20 protein-coding genes and 1 pseudogene are annotated in these 14,803 nt (G+C 54.2%); 14 read left to right on the top strand and 7 right to left on the bottom strand.

The window, feature by feature from the left end:
• Positions 1-8 precede the first annotated feature (8 nt).
• The 4 genes from AC0L6A_RS02065 (at position 9) to AC0L6A_RS02050 (ending at position 2,946) form a co-directional block, all read left to right on the top strand.
• Entirely contained in the window at positions 9-1,301 is a 1,293-nt protein-coding gene (locus AC0L6A_RS02065) for a flagellin N-terminal helical domain-containing protein (protein WP_473293350.1), read from the top strand.
• A 72-nt stretch (positions 1,302-1,373) separates the two neighbouring features.
• Positions 1,374-1,754, top strand: a complete 381-nt coding sequence (gene flaF / locus AC0L6A_RS02060) for a flagellar biosynthesis regulator FlaF (RefSeq protein ID WP_473291888.1) — start codon at positions 1,374-1,376, stop codon at positions 1,752-1,754.
• On the top strand, positions 1,751-2,155 hold the full coding sequence (flbT, locus tag AC0L6A_RS02055; RefSeq protein WP_473291886.1) for a flagellar biosynthesis repressor FlbT: 405 nt from the start codon (positions 1,751-1,753) through the stop codon (positions 2,153-2,155). The genes flaF and flbT overlap by 4 nt, the downstream gene beginning before the upstream one ends.
• Entirely contained in the window at positions 2,152-2,946 is a 795-nt protein-coding gene (locus tag AC0L6A_RS02050) for a DUF1217 domain-containing protein (protein WP_473291884.1), read from the top strand. Before flbT ends, AC0L6A_RS02050 begins: the two co-directional genes overlap by 4 nt.
• Positions 2,947-2,955: 9 nt before the next feature.
• Here the strand turns inward: AC0L6A_RS02050 and AC0L6A_RS02045 are convergent, their stop codons facing one another.
• Entirely contained in the window at positions 2,956-4,287 is a 1,332-nt protein-coding gene (locus tag AC0L6A_RS02045) for a FliI/YscN family ATPase (protein ID WP_473291883.1), read from the bottom strand.
• 81 nt (positions 4,288-4,368) lie between these two features.
• Between AC0L6A_RS02045 and AC0L6A_RS02040 the strand changes: the two genes are divergently transcribed.
• From AC0L6A_RS02040 to AC0L6A_RS01995, 10 genes and pseudogenes are all read left to right on the top strand, one after another.
• Complete coding sequence (locus AC0L6A_RS02040; RefSeq protein ID WP_473291881.1) at positions 4,369-4,761, top strand: FlgB family protein; 393 nt, start codon at positions 4,369-4,371, stop codon at positions 4,759-4,761.
• A gap of 6 nt (positions 4,762-4,767) precedes the next feature.
• The gene (gene flgC, locus AC0L6A_RS02035; protein ID WP_473291879.1) at positions 4,768-5,160 is read left to right on the top strand and encodes a flagellar basal body rod protein FlgC; all 393 of its coding nucleotides are present in this window, start codon (positions 4,768-4,770) and stop codon (positions 5,158-5,160) included.
• A gap of 11 nt (positions 5,161-5,171) precedes the next feature.
• Positions 5,172-5,462 carry a flagellar hook-basal body complex protein FliE gene (gene fliE / locus AC0L6A_RS02030; RefSeq protein WP_473291878.1) on the top strand — a complete coding sequence of 97 codons (291 nt, stop codon included), beginning with the start codon at positions 5,172-5,174 and terminating at the stop codon, positions 5,460-5,462.
• Positions 5,462-5,731 carry a flagellar biosynthetic protein FliQ gene (locus AC0L6A_RS02025; RefSeq protein ID WP_246927724.1) on the top strand — a complete coding sequence of 90 codons (270 nt, stop codon included), beginning with the start codon at positions 5,462-5,464 and terminating at the stop codon, positions 5,729-5,731. Before fliE ends, AC0L6A_RS02025 begins: the two co-directional genes overlap by 1 nt.
• 1 nt (position 5,732) lies before the next feature.
• Positions 5,733-6,453, top strand: a pseudogene (locus AC0L6A_RS02020) (flagellar hook-basal body complex protein).
• 12 nt (positions 6,454-6,465) lie between these two features.
• Positions 6,466-7,251 carry a flagellar basal-body rod protein FlgG gene (flgG, locus tag AC0L6A_RS02015; protein ID WP_473291876.1) on the top strand — a complete coding sequence of 262 codons (786 nt, stop codon included), beginning with the start codon at positions 6,466-6,468 and terminating at the stop codon, positions 7,249-7,251.
• Entirely contained in the window at positions 7,251-7,688 is a 438-nt protein-coding gene (flgA, locus tag AC0L6A_RS02010; protein ID WP_473291875.1) for a flagellar basal body P-ring formation chaperone FlgA, read from the top strand. Before flgG ends, flgA begins: the two co-directional genes overlap by 1 nt.
• 9 nt (positions 7,689-7,697) lie before the next feature.
• Entirely contained in the window at positions 7,698-8,426 is a 729-nt protein-coding gene (gene flgH / locus AC0L6A_RS02005; protein WP_473291873.1) for a flagellar basal body L-ring protein FlgH, read from the top strand.
• An 11-nt stretch (positions 8,427-8,437) separates the two neighbouring features.
• Positions 8,438-8,926 (top strand): flagellar basal body-associated FliL family protein, encoded by a 489-nt coding sequence (locus tag AC0L6A_RS02000; RefSeq protein WP_473291872.1) that lies wholly within the window; start codon positions 8,438-8,440, stop codon positions 8,924-8,926.
• Positions 8,927-9,021: 95 nt separating this feature from the next.
• On the top strand, positions 9,022-9,675 hold the full coding sequence (locus AC0L6A_RS01995; protein WP_473291870.1) for a GntR family transcriptional regulator: 654 nt from the start codon (positions 9,022-9,024) through the stop codon (positions 9,673-9,675).
• A gap of 32 nt (positions 9,676-9,707) precedes the next feature.
• Here AC0L6A_RS01995 and AC0L6A_RS01990 read toward each other — a convergent pair whose 3' ends face one another.
• The 6 genes from AC0L6A_RS01990 to AC0L6A_RS01965 form a co-directional block, all read right to left on the bottom strand.
• Positions 9,708-9,833 carry a fumarylacetoacetate hydrolase family protein gene (locus tag AC0L6A_RS01990; protein WP_473291868.1) on the bottom strand — a complete coding sequence of 42 codons (126 nt, stop codon included), beginning with the start codon at positions 9,831-9,833 and terminating at the stop codon, positions 9,708-9,710.
• Positions 9,781-10,404, bottom strand: a complete 624-nt coding sequence (locus tag AC0L6A_RS01985; RefSeq protein WP_473291866.1) for a fumarylacetoacetate hydrolase family protein — start codon at positions 10,402-10,404, stop codon at positions 9,781-9,783. The genes AC0L6A_RS01990 and AC0L6A_RS01985 overlap by 53 nt, the downstream gene beginning before the upstream one ends.
• Complete coding sequence (locus tag AC0L6A_RS01980; protein ID WP_473291864.1) at positions 10,401-11,237, bottom strand: alkaline phosphatase family protein; 837 nt, start codon at positions 11,235-11,237, stop codon at positions 10,401-10,403. The genes AC0L6A_RS01985 and AC0L6A_RS01980 overlap by 4 nt, the downstream gene beginning before the upstream one ends.
• Before the next feature lie 163 nt (positions 11,238-11,400).
• A complete protein-coding gene (locus tag AC0L6A_RS01975; protein WP_473291862.1) occupies positions 11,401-13,038 on the bottom strand; it encodes an ABC transporter ATP-binding protein in 1,638 nt (545 codons plus the stop codon).
• Positions 13,035-13,850, bottom strand: a complete 816-nt coding sequence (locus AC0L6A_RS01970; RefSeq protein WP_246927740.1) for an ABC transporter permease — start codon at positions 13,848-13,850, stop codon at positions 13,035-13,037. The genes AC0L6A_RS01975 and AC0L6A_RS01970 overlap by 4 nt, the downstream gene beginning before the upstream one ends.
• Positions 13,847-14,803, bottom strand: a complete 957-nt coding sequence (locus AC0L6A_RS01965; protein WP_473291860.1) for an ABC transporter permease — start codon at positions 14,801-14,803, stop codon at positions 13,847-13,849. The genes AC0L6A_RS01970 and AC0L6A_RS01965 overlap by 4 nt, the downstream gene beginning before the upstream one ends.

The following is a 14,803-nucleotide window of genomic DNA, read 5'->3' as shown; positions in this document are numbered from 1 at the left end:
GAAATATGATGTCCAGCATTCTGACCAACAACAGCGCAATGGTCGCGCTGCAAACGCTGAAATCTATCAACTCAAACCTTGCGAACACTCAGGCTGAAATCTCGACGGGTAAGGCCGTTGGCTCGGCCAAGGACAACGCTGCGGTTTGGGCAATTTCGAAAGTCATGGAGGCCGATGTTAAGGGCTTCAAAGGCATTTCGGAAAGCCTGTCTCTGGGCGAAAGTACCGTCGCAGTTGCGCGGCAAGCATCGGAAACCGTCACCGATCTTCTGACCGAGATCAAAGGCAAGATTGTTGCCGCTCAAGAAGACAACGTAGATCGCGCCAAGATCCAAACCGACATCGTTGCTTTGCGCGACCAGATCACATCGGTGGTTGGGGCCGCACAGTTCAATGGCTTGAACCTCGTTGATGGCTCGCAGTCAGGCACCAACTCAAATGGTAGTGTTGGCGTCGACGTGCTGTCATCGCTTGATCGCAAGGCGGATGGTTCTGTTGTAACTAGCTCGATTGGCGTAGATGCTCAGAACCTGTCGCTTACAGCGGGCACTGATCTTGCTGCCGCGGCTGCATCAGTTGGTACGGATGCTGGTACCGCTGGCATGATTGATGCCAATGACGGCGGCACAAACGATTCGATCACATTGAACACCTTTGCCTTTCTGGATTCTGCGGGGGGGGCGACCGCAACTGAAGCGGTCCTTCCAAACGCCGCTGGCGTCGACACTGCGGTAAACACCGGTCTTGTTGTTGGCGACCAACTGTCCCTAACCGTAGGTACAGTTCAAGGCAGCTATGTCGTCAAAGAAGGCGACACAGCAGAATCGCTTGTGGCTGGAATGAAAAACGCCATGGTCGCTGCCGGACTTGATAGCGGTTCGCTGACCATGGACATCGACACCAACGCGGGACAATTGGTCATCACCAATGAAACCAACTCCGACGTTGCCTTCTCGTTCGAGGCAACACGTGGTTCGGGCGGACTATCCGGGCTTGGGACGGTTGACGTATCCACCTCTGCCGGGGCAGATGCCGCGCTTGGTTCGATCGAAAACATGATCCAGACATCAATTGATGCCTCGGCTTCGTTCGGCTCGGTTGAAGGCCGGATCGAGATTCAGTCCGACTTCGTAGGAAAACTGTCTGATTCGCTTAAATCTGGCATCGGCGCTTTGGTTGACGCTGATATGGAAGCAGCATCGGCGAAACTGCAGGCGTTGCAGGTTCAGCAACAGCTGGGCACTCAGGCTCTGTCGATCGCCAATCAGGCGCCGCAGAATGTCCTGTCGCTGTTCCGCTAATGGCATCTGGGGGCGCCAAAATGGCGCCCCCAACCTTTGACCCAATAGAAATCGTTACCGGAAGGAATAACCGTGAACGCAATCAGAATGGCCAAAACGGCCTATGCCGCATCATCCCGTACTCCTCTGCAAACCAATCGCGGCACAGAATACGAATTGTTCGCCCAAATCACCCACCATCTGGATCAGCACTCAAACGAAAGCACTTTCAATTTCGCAAAACTGGCACAAGCTCTCCACGACAATCGCAAACTCTGGACGCTGCTTGCCGCCGATGTTGCCGACGAAATGAACGGCCTGCCGGCCGAGCTTCGTGCCCGCATTTTTTATCTGGCCGAGTTTACGGCCGACCATACCCGCCAGGTTCTAAGCGATGGGGCGGACGCATCAGTATTGGTAGACATTAACACCGCCATTATGCGCGGTCTGCGTCAGACAGGAGTGGCAGCATGAGCGGTTTGGTCTTAAAACTCAGCCCGAAAGAACGCGTCTTAATCAACGGCGCTGTGATCGAAAACGGTGATCGAAGATCTCGCCTTTCGATCGTAACACCGAACGCAAACATCTTGCGTCTAAAAGATGCCATTCATCCGGAAGAGGTGAACACACCCGTTCGTCGGGTCTGTTACATTGCTCAGCTTATCTTGTCAGGTGATGCCGAAAACGATGAAGGGAAGCTACAACTGTTACGCGGGATCGAACAGCTGAGCCAAGTCCTGACGGATGCCGACAGCCGTGCGATCCTTGATGCAGCCACAAGCGCAGTTCTGGATGACCAGTTCTATCAATCACTCAAACATCTTCGAACACTTTTGCCGCGTGAAGAACGCCTGTTGTCGGCGCGTTTCGCATGAGCTTTCAGCCGGTCATATCGTTCGGTGGTGCGGCCGGCTGGGCATTCTTACAACGCACGAAAGAAGCCCAGCAGCATGCATTTGAAAACGGCGCTGTTGTGCAGCGCGATGTGCAGTATTTTGAAGAAAATATTGGGAACATCACAACAGCAGAACAACTGGTCGGTGATCGCCGCATGCTGTCCGTGGCCCTTGGTGCTTTCGGCTTAAGCGACGACATAAACAACACCTACTTCATTCGAAAAGTGCTTGAGGACGGGACGCTTGATACTGACGCTCTGGCAAACAAGTTATCCGACAAACGCTATTTCGAGATGGCAAAGGAATTCGGTTTCGGGGATTACAACATTCCACGCACTCAAATCTCTGACTTTGGTGCCCGTACGGTTGAAGCTTACAAGGAACGACAGTTCGAAATCGCAGTAGGGAACCAAAACCAAGATATGCGGTTGGCCATGGGTCTTGAGCGTGACCTTGGAAACATCATCGACAAATCCACGACGGATGCCGGTAAGTGGTATTCAGTGATGGGCAATCCGCCACTACGGCAAGTCTTTGAAACGGCCTTAGGCCTGCCCAAGTCTTTTGGTACCATCGACATCGATCAGCAGCTTGAAGTCTTTCAGGAAAAATCCGAACGTTACTTCGGCTCCTCATCGGTCGATCAGTTTGCGGACCCCGCTAAACTGGAGGAGCTTACCCGACTGTTTCTTGCGCGATCACAAATCGCAAGCGGTACGGCAGCTCTCAGCTCTAACTCGATTGCCCTGACATTGCTGCAAAACGTCTAATCGACGGGTTTATCCTTTCTCGTTTTCCAGACATTGTGCCAACCGCGCAAAACTTGTGTGCGCATCGATAACTTCTGGCGCGGAAAGATACTCCTCAATCTTCGGCCAAGCCGCGACTGCATGATCCAGCGCGACATCAGACCCCGATGTATACAACCCCGCCTGAATCATCATTTCTGACCGGTCATACAGCCCTAGAATCTGGCGCCCTTTCGATATCAACTTGTTCTCATCTTCCGATGCGGCTTCGGGCAGGGCTCTTGAAACGGATCGCAGGATATCGATGGCGGGAAAACGACCACGTTCCGCGATTTTCCGATCAAGAACCACATGCCCATCAAGAACACCACGCAGGATGTCGGCCACGGGCTCTTCCATATCTGACCCCGCCACCAGGACCGAAAAGACAGCGGTAATATCCCCGGTCTGCCCAACGCCGGGTCCCGCGCGTTCACATAGAGACGTGATCTGTTGTGTCGTGGATGGTGGAAACCCACGCAAGTTTCCCACTTCTCCCGACGCCAAAGCAATTTCCCGATGCGCTTCAGCAAATCGGGTAATGCTGTCTGCCAGGAACAGAACCTCACGTCCGAGATCGCGAAAGTGCTCGGCCACGGACATAGCCATCCACGCGCATCTTCGGCGCATCATCGGCGACTGATCCGAAGTTGCTGCGACAACCACGGCTCGTTTCATGCCTTCTTTTCCAAGAACCCGTTCGACAAACTCCCGAACTTCACGGCCACGCTCACCGATAAGCGCGATCACAACAACATCCGCATGCACCCCGCGTGCCAGTTTCGCCAGAAGGGTTGATTTACCCACCCCGGACCCGGCAAACAGACCGATGCGCTGACCGCTTACGATCGGAAGAAACGTGTTGAAAACAGTCATACCGGTCTCAAGCCGTGCGCCAAGCGGGCGGCGTGCCGTTGGATTGGGCGCTTTGCTTTTTAACGCGCGGGCATCCGGGCCGCTCAAAATAGGTGTCCCATCAAGGCTTTGCCCCAGCGGATCGACAACCCGACCGATCCAACTGTCATCAGGGGCAACGCTGGTTCCGCCAAGCAGCACAACCTCGTCCCCGATCTGAAGCCCGGCGCTATCGCCATCTGGGAGTACAGATATATGCTCTTCGTTCAGGCCCAGAACTTCACCCATCCGATGTTCGCTTGTTGCGGGTCTGATCTGCACCAGATCTGCTTGCGCGGCGACTTTGGTTAACCCTTCAACCTCAACCACTCCTTGCCGAATACGTTTTACCCGGCCGACATGGCGGACAACCTGCAATGACGTGACCGAAGCCGAAACCTGTTCAAACCCAACACTGTGCACCGGCATACTCCTAAAGTTTTGTCTGAAACTGTTTATAAAGGAATCAGGGTTAAGCCTTGGTTGAAGCCAATCGAGGGAGAAGCCCCGATGTTTGATAAACTGAGTATCTTTGCCAAGGCGAATGACCTTGCGCTCCATGCTGCGGCCCGGCAGTCCGTCATCGCACAGAATGTTGCGAATGCGGATACGCCCGGCTATCGCGCCCGTGATATCCCCTCGTTTGCCGAGACGTATGAGCCTTCACAAAATGAGCAAATGCGTGCCACGCGCAGCGACCACATTGATGCAAACCTAACAACAACGGCCAGCACAGATGCGGACACCGTTTACCGTGCGGGTGCGATGTCGCCCAATGGGAACTCGGTTTCGTTGGAGACCGAGATGATGATGGCTGCTGAAGCCAAGCGTGATCATGATCTGGCTCTGGCCGTCTATAAATCAACGTTGGGCATTGTGCGAAGCTCATTGGGGCGGAGGTAACGGGCAATGAGTGATCTTAGAAATTCAGTTGCAGCTGCTGCTTCGGGCATGAAAAGTCAGGCCAATCGCCTGCGTCATGTCTCTGAAAACATCGCCAACGCGGACACTCCCGGGTATCGCCGGAAAATTGTAAGCTTTCAGGCCGCACTTGAAGGCGGTCGTGCTAATGGGTTGGTTGAAACAGGGCGGGTTCAACTGGACCGGACAACGCTTCCCAGCGTCTATGACCCATCCCATCCACTTGCCGATGAAAGCGGGCATTATCAGGGATCAAATGTGGACCTGATAATCGAAATTGCAGACGCCCGCGAAGCGCAGCGCAGCTACGAAGCCAACTTAAAAATGTTCGACCAGTCGCGCCAGATGTCGCGCGGCCTGTTGGACCTGCTGCGTCGATAGGAGGATAAGACATGGATATTCGCGCAACACTCGCCTCGCAGCAATATGCGGCCTCGCGTCAAGCGGCTCAACCATCGCCGGCAGATGAACAAAAAGTGAACGGCTTTGCGGGGGTGGCACTGGACTTCGCCCAAACGCTTCAATCAAGCGAACAGACGGCCATGGCCGCCCTGTCGGGGGACGCAGATCCTCATGCGTTGGTCCAAGCATTAGCCCAGACAGAACTGGCTGTCGAAACAGCAGTGACCGTGCGTGACAAAGTCGTCGAGGCCTATCAGGAAATTCTAAGGATGCCGGTCTGATGATGGATGAGATCATATTCTACGACACTTTACGCGCGGGCCTTTGGAACGCCGTCCTGATCTCGCTTCCGATCTTGTCGGTGGCGTTGATCGCAGGCCTGATCGTCGGTCTGTTCCAAGCCCTGACGTCAATTCAAGAGATGACCCTGACCTTCGTTCCCAAGCTGGTTGCAATCCTGGTCGTTTTTTGGGGCAGCATGGGTTTCATGACCGAAACACTGGTTGGCTTTTTCCAACTGCGCGTCATTCCATTGATCGCAGGGGGATGACATGGACAATATCGGCTACACATCCCTGACCCGGCAATCTGGTTTGATGCGCGAAATGCAGAGCATCGCCAACAATATCGCCAACTCCTCAACCACGGGGTTTCGGCGTGAAGGTGTTGTTTTTTCTGAGTATATTCATGCTCTTGAAAAACAGGACCCCTCGCTTTCCATGGCCACGGCCAACGCGCGGGCCTTGAACCTTGAACAAGGTGCGTTGACCCAGACCGGTGGCACATTCGACTTTGCAATTGAAGGCGATGGGTTCTTTCTTCTGGACGGCCCGACGGGTCAATTTCTAACCCGCGCTGGCGTTTTCACCCCTTCGGCTGAAGGCGAGCTTGTGACACCCGATGGGTATCGCCTGCCTGGATGGTGGCGGGTCGCCCGTTTTCATCCCGCCTGATGCTAATTCTGTTTCGCTTTCTGCTGACGGCACACTGTCCGCTGATGGGCGGGCGCTGGCTTTGATCGGTTTGTATTCACCGCTGGATCAAACAGATCTTCAACACCGCGATGGCGTGCGTTTCGAAGCCCCAGGAGGGGTTCAGCCCGCATTGACCGACGCAACGATCATTCAAGGCTTTGTCGAAGGATCAAACGTCGATCCCATCGCCGAAATCGCACGCATGATCGAGGTTCAGCGCAGTTATGAGCTGGGTCAGAAGTTCATGGAGAAAGAGGATGAACGCATCCGCTCGGTCACAAAAACGGTTATCGGATAAGAGGAGCCCCCAATGCGCGCACTGAACATTGCAGCAACCGGAATGTTGGCCCAGCAAATGCGGGTCGAAACGATTTCGAACAACCTCGCGAATATGTCGACGACGGGTTACAACACCCGTCGGGCAGAGTTTGCGGACCTTCATTACCAACAGGCCACGCGGGCAGGCACGATCAATGCCTCAGACGGAACTGTTCTTCCCACAGGTGTTCAGCTCGGACTGGGCGTGCGCCCCGCCTCGGTCACCATGATGGTACAACAAGGCACATTGGCACAAACCGGTGGTGATCTGGACCTTGCTATCGAAGGGCGGGGCTATCTTGAAGTTACCCTGCCTTCGGGCGCATCTGCTTTCACCCGTGACGGCGGACTTAAGCTTTCTGGGGACGGTTTGATCGTCACCTCGGATGGCTATCCGGTTGCCCCGGAAGTCACCATTCCAAGCGATGCGCGCCAGATTTCGATCAATGCTGACGGTGAGGTCTATGCCTATTTCGACAATACGGTCGAACCCGAACTTATGGGGGCTTTCACGCTGGCAAGCTTCACCAATGACAAGGGGCTTGAGGCGATCGGATCTAACCTGTTTCGGGAAACTCCCGCCTCTGGCCCCGCATTTGTCGGTGCGCCGGGTAAAGATGGCCGCGGCACCCTCAGACAAGGGTATCTGGAAAACAGCTCTGTCGATGCTGTGCGAGAGATCACAGAGCTGATCGCAGCACAGCGCGGCTACGAGTTAAATTCGAAAGTCATAACCGCAGCCGACCAAATGCTGGCTGCAACGACACAGGTGCGCTGATGAGATACCTGTTTCTTCTGGTCCTGACGCTTAGTTCCGCTCCTTGCTTGGCTGAAACTGTCATTGCAGCGGGGAATATCCGCCCTGGCACGATCGTAACTGCGCAAGATGTAAAACTGAGCTCAGCAGAACTTGCTGGGGGCTTCCAGTTTGTCACGGATGTCATCGGTCAAGAAGCCCGCACTGTGCTTTATGCCGGTCGGCCAGTCTTGCCAAATGACATTGGCCCGCCTGCGATTATCGACCGAAACCAGATCGTAACGCTGGTTTATTTGGCGGGCCAGATGACCATTCTTACCGAAGGGCGCAGCCTTGGCCGCGCTGCAATTGGCGATCGCGTCAGGGTCATGAATCTGGCCTCGCGCACAACAGTTACTGGGTCGGTGACATCCACCGGCGACGTCATCGTTTCGAACACACTCAATCACGTACGATAAGGAAATCCCATGCGTTCTATCTTGCCTCTCATCGCAATTTCTTTGCTTTTTGCTGCCTGTTCACGCGTGGAAAACATCGGTAAGGCACCAGAGCTGAACCCCGTTGAAATGAGCGCTGAACACCAAGCTATGAACGCTTCGGCATTGCCGCTTAACATCCCACCACAAGGATCGGTTGACCGATCATCGTTGTGGAGCGGTGGACGGCAATCCCTTTTGGGTGATCGGCGCGCGCAACAAGCCGGTGACATTCTGACGGTTGTGATTGAGATCAATGACAGGGCCGAGTTCTCCAACACCTCAGCCCGCGCTCGTGGCGCGTCCGAGGAAATGGGCGTGCCCAATCTGTTTGGTTTGCCGCAATCCATCGACAAGGACCTTCCCGAAGGCGCATCGCTTGGGAAAGCAGTTGGACTGTCATCCAGCAGTTCGTTTAACGGAAACGGTTCCGTAAAGCGCAACGAAAAGCTGGAGCTGCGCGTGGCTGCAACAGTTTTGGGAACGTTGCCAAATGGCGTTCTACAGATCCAAGGCACGCAAGAAGTTCGAGTGAACTTCGAGTTGCGCGAGCTTCTGGTCACAGGGTTTGTGCGTCCCGAAGATATCTCGCGTCAGAACGAAATCCCATATGACAAGATCGCATCCGCGCGCATTTCCTATGGTGGTCGCGGCCAGATCAGCGATGTGCAGCAACCGCGTTATGGACAGCAAGCCGCCGATATCATCCTGCCGTTTTAAGGAGGCCTCTCATGGGTAAACTTATACCTATCATACTCGCGTTAATTGGGCTCGGGGTTGGCGCTGGCGCAGGCATGATGCTTCAGCCCGAACCCGAAACAGTCCTGATGGATCCATGCGGAGACACAAAAGCCGCGAAAGCCGAACCCGAAAAAGGGGTAGAAGAAGAGGCTACAGACACTGAATTTGTGAAAATCAACAATCAGTTCGTTGTGCCGGTTGTGGCAGATGGCAACATATCTGCCCTCGTTGTTATGTCCCTGAACATCGAAGTTGATCTGGGCAGCCGGGAAGCCGTGTACAAACGTGAACCCAAATTGCGGGATGAATTTCTTCAGGTTATGTTCAACCACGCAAACACTGGTGGCTTTGATGGGATGTTCACAAAATCCAGCCGAATGGATCCATTGCGATCAGCCCTGCTTGAGGTGGCCCGATCCATTCTGGGACCCCGAGTGAAAGATGTGCTGGTCACCAACATCATCCGGCAGGACACATAGGTTCTCGTAACTCAGATAACGAGTTCGATTTATATATCTGAAATGCTTCAACCCTTTGAATGAAATTGCTAGGCTGCATGAAAAGAGGGAACTGTATGCAGCTTAGATCCGTGGACGTGTCGAAAACAGCGTCAGCTACCACAATCATATTCGAAGCCTTAAAGCAGGCTATTGTGGAAGGTGAGCTGGAAGACGGCACACCATTGCGTCAAGATGAGATTGCCAAGATGTTCAGTACATCTCGCATTCCGGTCCGTGAGGCCATCTTGAAGCTTGAAGAACACGGGCTTGTCACATCACGAAGATATAAAGGTGCTGTGGTCTCATCGCTTACTCACGATGAGTTGCGCGAGATATTTGATTTCCGCGTTCTTTTGGAGCCTCATGTTATTGCAAAAGCAGTACCAAAGATGAGCCCTGAAATCCTTCACACTGCGCGCGGGTATTGCGAGGCTTTGGCTGCATCCAATGATTCTTCGGAATGGGGGGATCTTAATCGCAAGTTTCACGCGACACATTATGCGGCCAGCGGATTGAGCTATCACTTGGCTGCCATCGACGGTGCGTTAAACCGCATCGACCGTTATCTGCGGGCACGGATCATGCTTGATGATGGAATGATCCGTGCAAATAGTGATCACCTGTTGATACAGGAAGCCTGTGAAGAGGGTGACGCGGATCGTGCCGCGGAACTGACCTTAATCCACATCGAACAAGCGCGCGATAATTTGATGACCTATCTTACATAGATGGGCATAAACGATTGCTAACCGGCTCGGCCTTATCCGCTTTGTAGAATTCTGGTGGTGACCGACCCAAGCCCGTCGATCCGGGCCTCACAAGTATCGCCGGGCTTAAGCGGACCAACACCTTCGGGCGTGCCGGTGAAGATCAGATTCTCCAGCACTTAGTTCAACCAAGCTGGATAGGTAAGAAATCACATCCGCAACGGGCCAAATCAGATCCGAGATATCCGAGCTTTGTCGTGCTTCGCCGTTCACCTCCAACGAAATGCCACCTTGTGTAAAATGCCCGACGGTCTGTGCGGGATGCAAGGCACCGCATGGGGCTGACCGATCAAATCCTTTTGCCATATCCCAAGGCCGCCCAGCAGCTTTGGCTTCTGCCTGAACATCCCGCCGGGTCAAATCATTTCCAACCGCGTATCCCCAGACGTGATCCAGCGCTTCATCGACCGCGATATTCGCCCCGCCTGTTCCAATCGCGACAACCAATTCGACCTCGTGATGCAAGTTCGATGTGCCAGGCGGGAAAGGGATACTCGCCCCATCAGGCACCAATGCATCTGCTGGTTTTGAGAAGAAAAAAGGCAGTTCCCGCTCTGGATTCGACCCCATCTCGCGGGCATGTGCCGCATAGTTCTGTCCCACGCAAAATATCCTGCGCACGGGAAATTTCTGGTCAGATCCCGCAATTGGCAGGAACGGTTGGGCGGGAGCGGGAATGGTCCAAGTCATTTCAGGAACACCTTGCCCTTCATTGTATCTGCAATCGGGGCACCCAGCAGCGATAGAACCGTGGGGGCCAATTGGGTCTGACACAGAATATCACTGTCATCAGCGACATTTGCATCCCCAAAGTAGTAAAGCGCTACATCCTGTTGCACATCCTCGTGGCCGCCATGGTGACCGCGATCCGTCTGCCCGTGATCGGCCGTGACAATCACGTCGTAGCCTTGATCCCGCCAGCGCTTAACGAACGGGGCCAGTTGTTCATCCATCTTGAAACAAGCATCGTCCATCTCGGCGCAATCATGGCCAAAGCGATGCCCCATGCTGTCTAATGTGCAGGTATGAAGGATGCCGTAATTGATGCCTTTCCGCTCGCACAGCATGGTGAGGGTTCCGAACAAATCAACATCGGCGGGCGTGCATTGATTGATCAGCCCATAGCCCGTCATCGTATGAAACCGACCATGATTGATCGAGCTGCTCTCTGGCTCGTCATATTCAAGGTCGCGCACAACGTCGAAAGGCGCGCGGTTGAAGAACTCCGACCAGAAGGAATGGGTGACGGCACCAGTTACACCACCGGCCTTACGAACCTGACTAAAGATATCATCGTGAGGCAACCGGAACACATCGTGATTTCCGGTACAGCCATGCTCTTGCGGGGTCACACCTGTGTGGATGGAGGCATAGCAGCTGGCCGAAGTGGACGGCAGCACCGCACGCATCTTCAGAAGCTTGGCATCACCTGACTGCACCCAACCTTCCAAGTTGCCAAATAGCCTTCGCCAATTGCGGTGCGGCACCCCATCAATGATGAGAAGCAGAAGTTTTCTGTCCATGTCCATGTCTTTCTGGTTTGCACGCGAACTGACCTAAACTTGGCCTGTAAGTTCACATTTTTATGCAACATATGCGCCAACACAATGTCGGATTCGGTCCTGTTTGGTGGCGAACACCGGGGACATAGATTGGAGGCCCCCGGTGCATTTTAAAATTCTGCGGTCAGTTGCCTGCGCTCTCCATTTTGCGGTTCGAGACAACCTCCTCCAGCCATCCCAAGCGCATTTCCGGCACTGAGCTAAGCAATAGGTCGGTATAGTCATCGAAAGGAGGCGCCAGCACTTCAGCCTTCGGGCCATAGCGCACGACACGACCCTGATACATCACCACAATGCTGTCAGCGATTGCTTTGACCGTCGCAATGTCGTGCGTGATGAAAAGATACGCCACATTCTCGATCTTCTGAAGATTCTCCAGAAGCTTCAAAATGTCATCGGCAACCAAAGGGTCCAAAGCCGAGGTAACTTCATCGCAGATGATGACCTTGGGTTTCGCGGCCAGCGCACGGGCGATACAGACACGCTGTTTTTGCCCACCAGAAAGCTCGGCCGGATAACGATCCATGAAGGCTTCGCCCAGTTCGATCTCATCCAGAAGCTCGATGATCCGCTTCTTCTTTTCAGCGCCTTTTATACCGAAATAGAACTCAAGCGGGCGTCCGATAATCGTACCAACAGTTTGGCGCGGGTTCATCGCCACGTCCGCCATCTGATAGATCATCTGAAGCTCGCGCAGATCATCGCGTGATCGGCCTTCCAGATCGCTGGACAAGTCACGTCCATCAAAGATGATTTTGCCATCGCGCGGCGGCAAAAGCCCCGTGATCACGCGCGCAGTGGTCGATTTTCCCGATCCACTTTCCCCCACAACGGCCAATGTCTGACCAGGATGAAGTTCCATCGTGACATTGTGCAGAACGTCGAAATTCGTGCCCTTATAGCGAGCCGTTACATTCTCGACGGTCAAAATCGGATTGTCGGTTGGAGGTTGTCCCTCGTGCTGGGTCGATCGCACGGACACAAGGTCACGCGTATAGTCTTCCTTGGGATGGTTGATGATCTGATCAGTGGTGCCATGTTCAACCATGTCACCCATTTTCAGCACCATGATCTCGTCCGAGACCTGCGCGACCACAGCAAGGTCATGCGTGATATAAAGCGCTGCAACGCCAGTATCCCGAATGGCCTCCTTGATGGCCATCAAAACGTCGATTTGCGTGGTCACATCCAGCGCCGTAGTGGGTTCGTCGAACACCACCAGATCCGGTTCAGGACAAAGCGCCAAGGCAGTCATGCAGCGCTGAAGCTGACCACCGGATACTTGGTGCGGATAGCGATCCCCGATATTTTCGGGGTCAGGCAAACCAAGCTTGGTGAACAGTTCAATAGCACGCGCTTCAGCATCTTTTTTCGAGTATTTGCCCGCGTGCAAAGATGCCTCGATCACTTGCTCCATGATCTTCTTTGCGGGGTTAAAGCTGGCCGCTGCGGACTGACTGACATAGGTCACTTCGGTCCCGCGAAGCTTGCGCAAGTCAGAAAGGCTGGTGCCAAGAATTTCGCGACCGTTGACCCAGACTTTGCCGCCTGTGATCTCGACCCCTCCCCGGCCATAGGCCATCGAGGCCAGACCGATCGTGGATTTTCCAGCCCCCAATTCCCCGATCAGACCAAGCACTTTGCCCTTTTCAAGCTCAAAGGACACGCCGTGCACGATTTCGATATCGCGGGGTTTTTCGCCGGGCGGATAAATCCGCGCGCCGATTTTCAGATCTTCGACCTTCAGAAGTGTATCGCTCATCCGCGGCCTCCTTTCAGGCTGGTGGTGCGGTTCAGCACCCAGTCGGCTACAAGGTTCACGGAAATGGCCAAGGTTGCGATGGCCACGGCTGGCACAAGCGCAGCCGGTATGCCGTACACAATGCCATCTTTGTTTTCCTTCACGATGCCACCCCAGTCAGCGTTTGGCGGTTGCACGCCAAGGCCCAGGAACGACAGCGTCGAGACAAACAACACCGCAAAGATGAAGCGCAGACCCATCTCGGCCACCAAAGGCGACAACGCGTTAGGCAGGATTTCACGGAAGATGATCCAGCCGCGTCTCTCGCCCCGCAATTTCGCGGCTTCGACATAGTCCATGACATTGATGTCAACGGCGACAGCACGCGCCAGACGATAGACCCGTGTAGAATCCAACAGACCCATCACAAGGATCAGGATCGGCAAGGTCACCGGCATGACTGACAACACTACAAGGGCGAAGATCAGTGTGGGAATCGACATGATCAAATCGACGAAACGGCTCATGACTTGATCAACCCATCCGCCAATCACAGCTGCGGTCAGACCCAGAATGGACCCGGTCACAAAGCTTAGGATGGTGGCAGCAGTGGCGATGAAGATCGTCGTACGACCGCCATAGATCATACGGGTCAGCAAGTCGCGTCCGATATTGTCGGTGCCAAGCCAGTGTTCAGCTGACGAAGGTTCCCATACATCGCCGACGATTTCAGTCATTGAATAGGGCGCAATCAACGGGGCGAAAATCGCTATGAAGAAATAGAGCCCGGTGAAGAACAGGCCAATTAAGGCCGCAGGGGGTATTCTTATCATTTCGGGTGCCTCAGCCTTGGGTTGGCCAGGATCGACACGATATCAGCAATCATGTTGAGCCCGATGTAAACGGCGGCAAAGATCAGGCCACAGGCCTGCACCACTGGCACGTCGCGTTTCGACACATGGTCAACCAAATACTGGCCCATGCCCGGGTAGACGAAGACAACTTCAACCACGACAACGCCCACAACCAGATAGGCAAGGTTCAGCATAACCACGTTGACCACCGGCGCGACGGCATTCGGAAATGCGTGGCGATAGATCACTTGGAAGCTGGTCAGCCCCTTAAGTTCAGCAGTTTCGATATAGGCTGATTGCATCACGTTCAGGATGGCAGCACGCGTCATGCGCATCATATGCGCCAGCACCACCATCGTCAGAACTGCGACCGGCAAAGCAATCGCATTCAGCTTCTCGCCGAAGGACATTGAATCATAGACCGTTGCCACAGTGGGCGCCCATCCCAGCTTCACGCCGACATAGAACATCAGCACGTAACCAATCAGGAATTCCGGCACCGAGATTGACGCCAGCGTTACTGCAGAAATCAGCTTGTCGGGCCAACGCTCACGATAGCGCACCGCCAGAAGACCAAGGAAAATGGCCAAGGGTACAGCCACGACGGCGGCCCAGAATGCTAGGAATAGAGTGTTCTTAAGACGACCACCAAGGGATTTGGTAATGTCTTGCCCGTTGGTCAGGGCTGTGCCCAGATCGCCTTGAAGGGCGTTGCCAAGCCAGCTGAAATATCGGCTGAGTGCGGGTTCATTCAGACCAAGTTCCTTGCGCAGATTGGCAAGGGCTTCAGGCGTTGCGGATTGACCAAGAATGGATTGAGCGACGTCCCCGGGTAGGATCTGCGTGCCTGCGAAAATCAGGACCGACGCGGCGAATAGCAACAGGATGCCCAGCGCTAAACGCTGGGCAACAAGTTTTAGGACCGGATGCAT

The organism is Aliiroseovarius sp. D2-2, assembly GCF_055809455.1.
The sequence above is the reverse complement of the archived record's forward strand: the minus strand, read 5'-3'. Positions and strand labels throughout refer to the sequence as shown.

What these genes read in the sequence shown, in the direction of transcription:
- AC0L6A_RS01965 (WP_473291860.1), bottom strand. Translation starts at nt 14,803, where the DNA reads ATGCATCCGGTCCTAAAACTTGTTGCCCAGCGTTTAGCGCTGGGCATC.
- AC0L6A_RS02040 (WP_473291881.1), top strand. Translation starts at nt 4,369, where the DNA reads ATGTTTGATAAACTGAGTATCTTTGCCAAGGCGAATGACCTTGCGCTC.
- AC0L6A_RS02025 (WP_246927724.1), top strand. Translation starts at nt 5,462, where the DNA reads ATGATGGATGAGATCATATTCTACGACACTTTACGCGCGGGCCTTTGG.
- AC0L6A_RS02045 (WP_473291883.1), bottom strand. Translation starts at nt 4,287, where the DNA reads ATGCCGGTGCACAGTGTTGGGTTTGAACAGGTTTCGGCTTCGGTCACG.
- AC0L6A_RS01985 (WP_473291866.1), bottom strand. Translation starts at nt 10,404, where the DNA reads ATGACTTGGACCATTCCCGCTCCCGCCCAACCGTTCCTGCCAATTGCG.
- flbT (WP_473291886.1), top strand. Translation starts at nt 1,751, where the DNA reads ATGAGCGGTTTGGTCTTAAAACTCAGCCCGAAAGAACGCGTCTTAATC.
- AC0L6A_RS01980 (WP_473291864.1), bottom strand. Translation starts at nt 11,237, where the DNA reads ATGGACAGAAAACTTCTGCTTCTCATCATTGATGGGGTGCCGCACCGC.
- flgG (WP_473291876.1), top strand. Translation starts at nt 6,466, where the DNA reads ATGCGCGCACTGAACATTGCAGCAACCGGAATGTTGGCCCAGCAAATG.
- AC0L6A_RS01975 (WP_473291862.1), bottom strand. Translation starts at nt 13,038, where the DNA reads ATGAGCGATACACTTCTGAAGGTCGAAGATCTGAAAATCGGCGCGCGG.
- AC0L6A_RS01970 (WP_246927740.1), bottom strand. Translation starts at nt 13,850, where the DNA reads ATGATAAGAATACCCCCTGCGGCCTTAATTGGCCTGTTCTTCACCGGG.
- flgA (WP_473291875.1), top strand. Translation starts at nt 7,251, where the DNA reads ATGAGATACCTGTTTCTTCTGGTCCTGACGCTTAGTTCCGCTCCTTGC.
- flgC (WP_473291879.1), top strand. Translation starts at nt 4,768, where the DNA reads ATGAGTGATCTTAGAAATTCAGTTGCAGCTGCTGCTTCGGGCATGAAA.
- fliE (WP_473291878.1), top strand. Translation starts at nt 5,172, where the DNA reads ATGGATATTCGCGCAACACTCGCCTCGCAGCAATATGCGGCCTCGCGT.
- AC0L6A_RS01995 (WP_473291870.1), top strand. Translation starts at nt 9,022, where the DNA reads ATGCAGCTTAGATCCGTGGACGTGTCGAAAACAGCGTCAGCTACCACA.
- flgH (WP_473291873.1), top strand. Translation starts at nt 7,698, where the DNA reads ATGCGTTCTATCTTGCCTCTCATCGCAATTTCTTTGCTTTTTGCTGCC.
- AC0L6A_RS02000 (WP_473291872.1), top strand. Translation starts at nt 8,438, where the DNA reads ATGGGTAAACTTATACCTATCATACTCGCGTTAATTGGGCTCGGGGTT.
- AC0L6A_RS02050 (WP_473291884.1), top strand. Translation starts at nt 2,152, where the DNA reads ATGAGCTTTCAGCCGGTCATATCGTTCGGTGGTGCGGCCGGCTGGGCA.
- AC0L6A_RS02065 (WP_473293350.1), top strand. Translation starts at nt 9, where the DNA reads ATGTCCAGCATTCTGACCAACAACAGCGCAATGGTCGCGCTGCAAACG.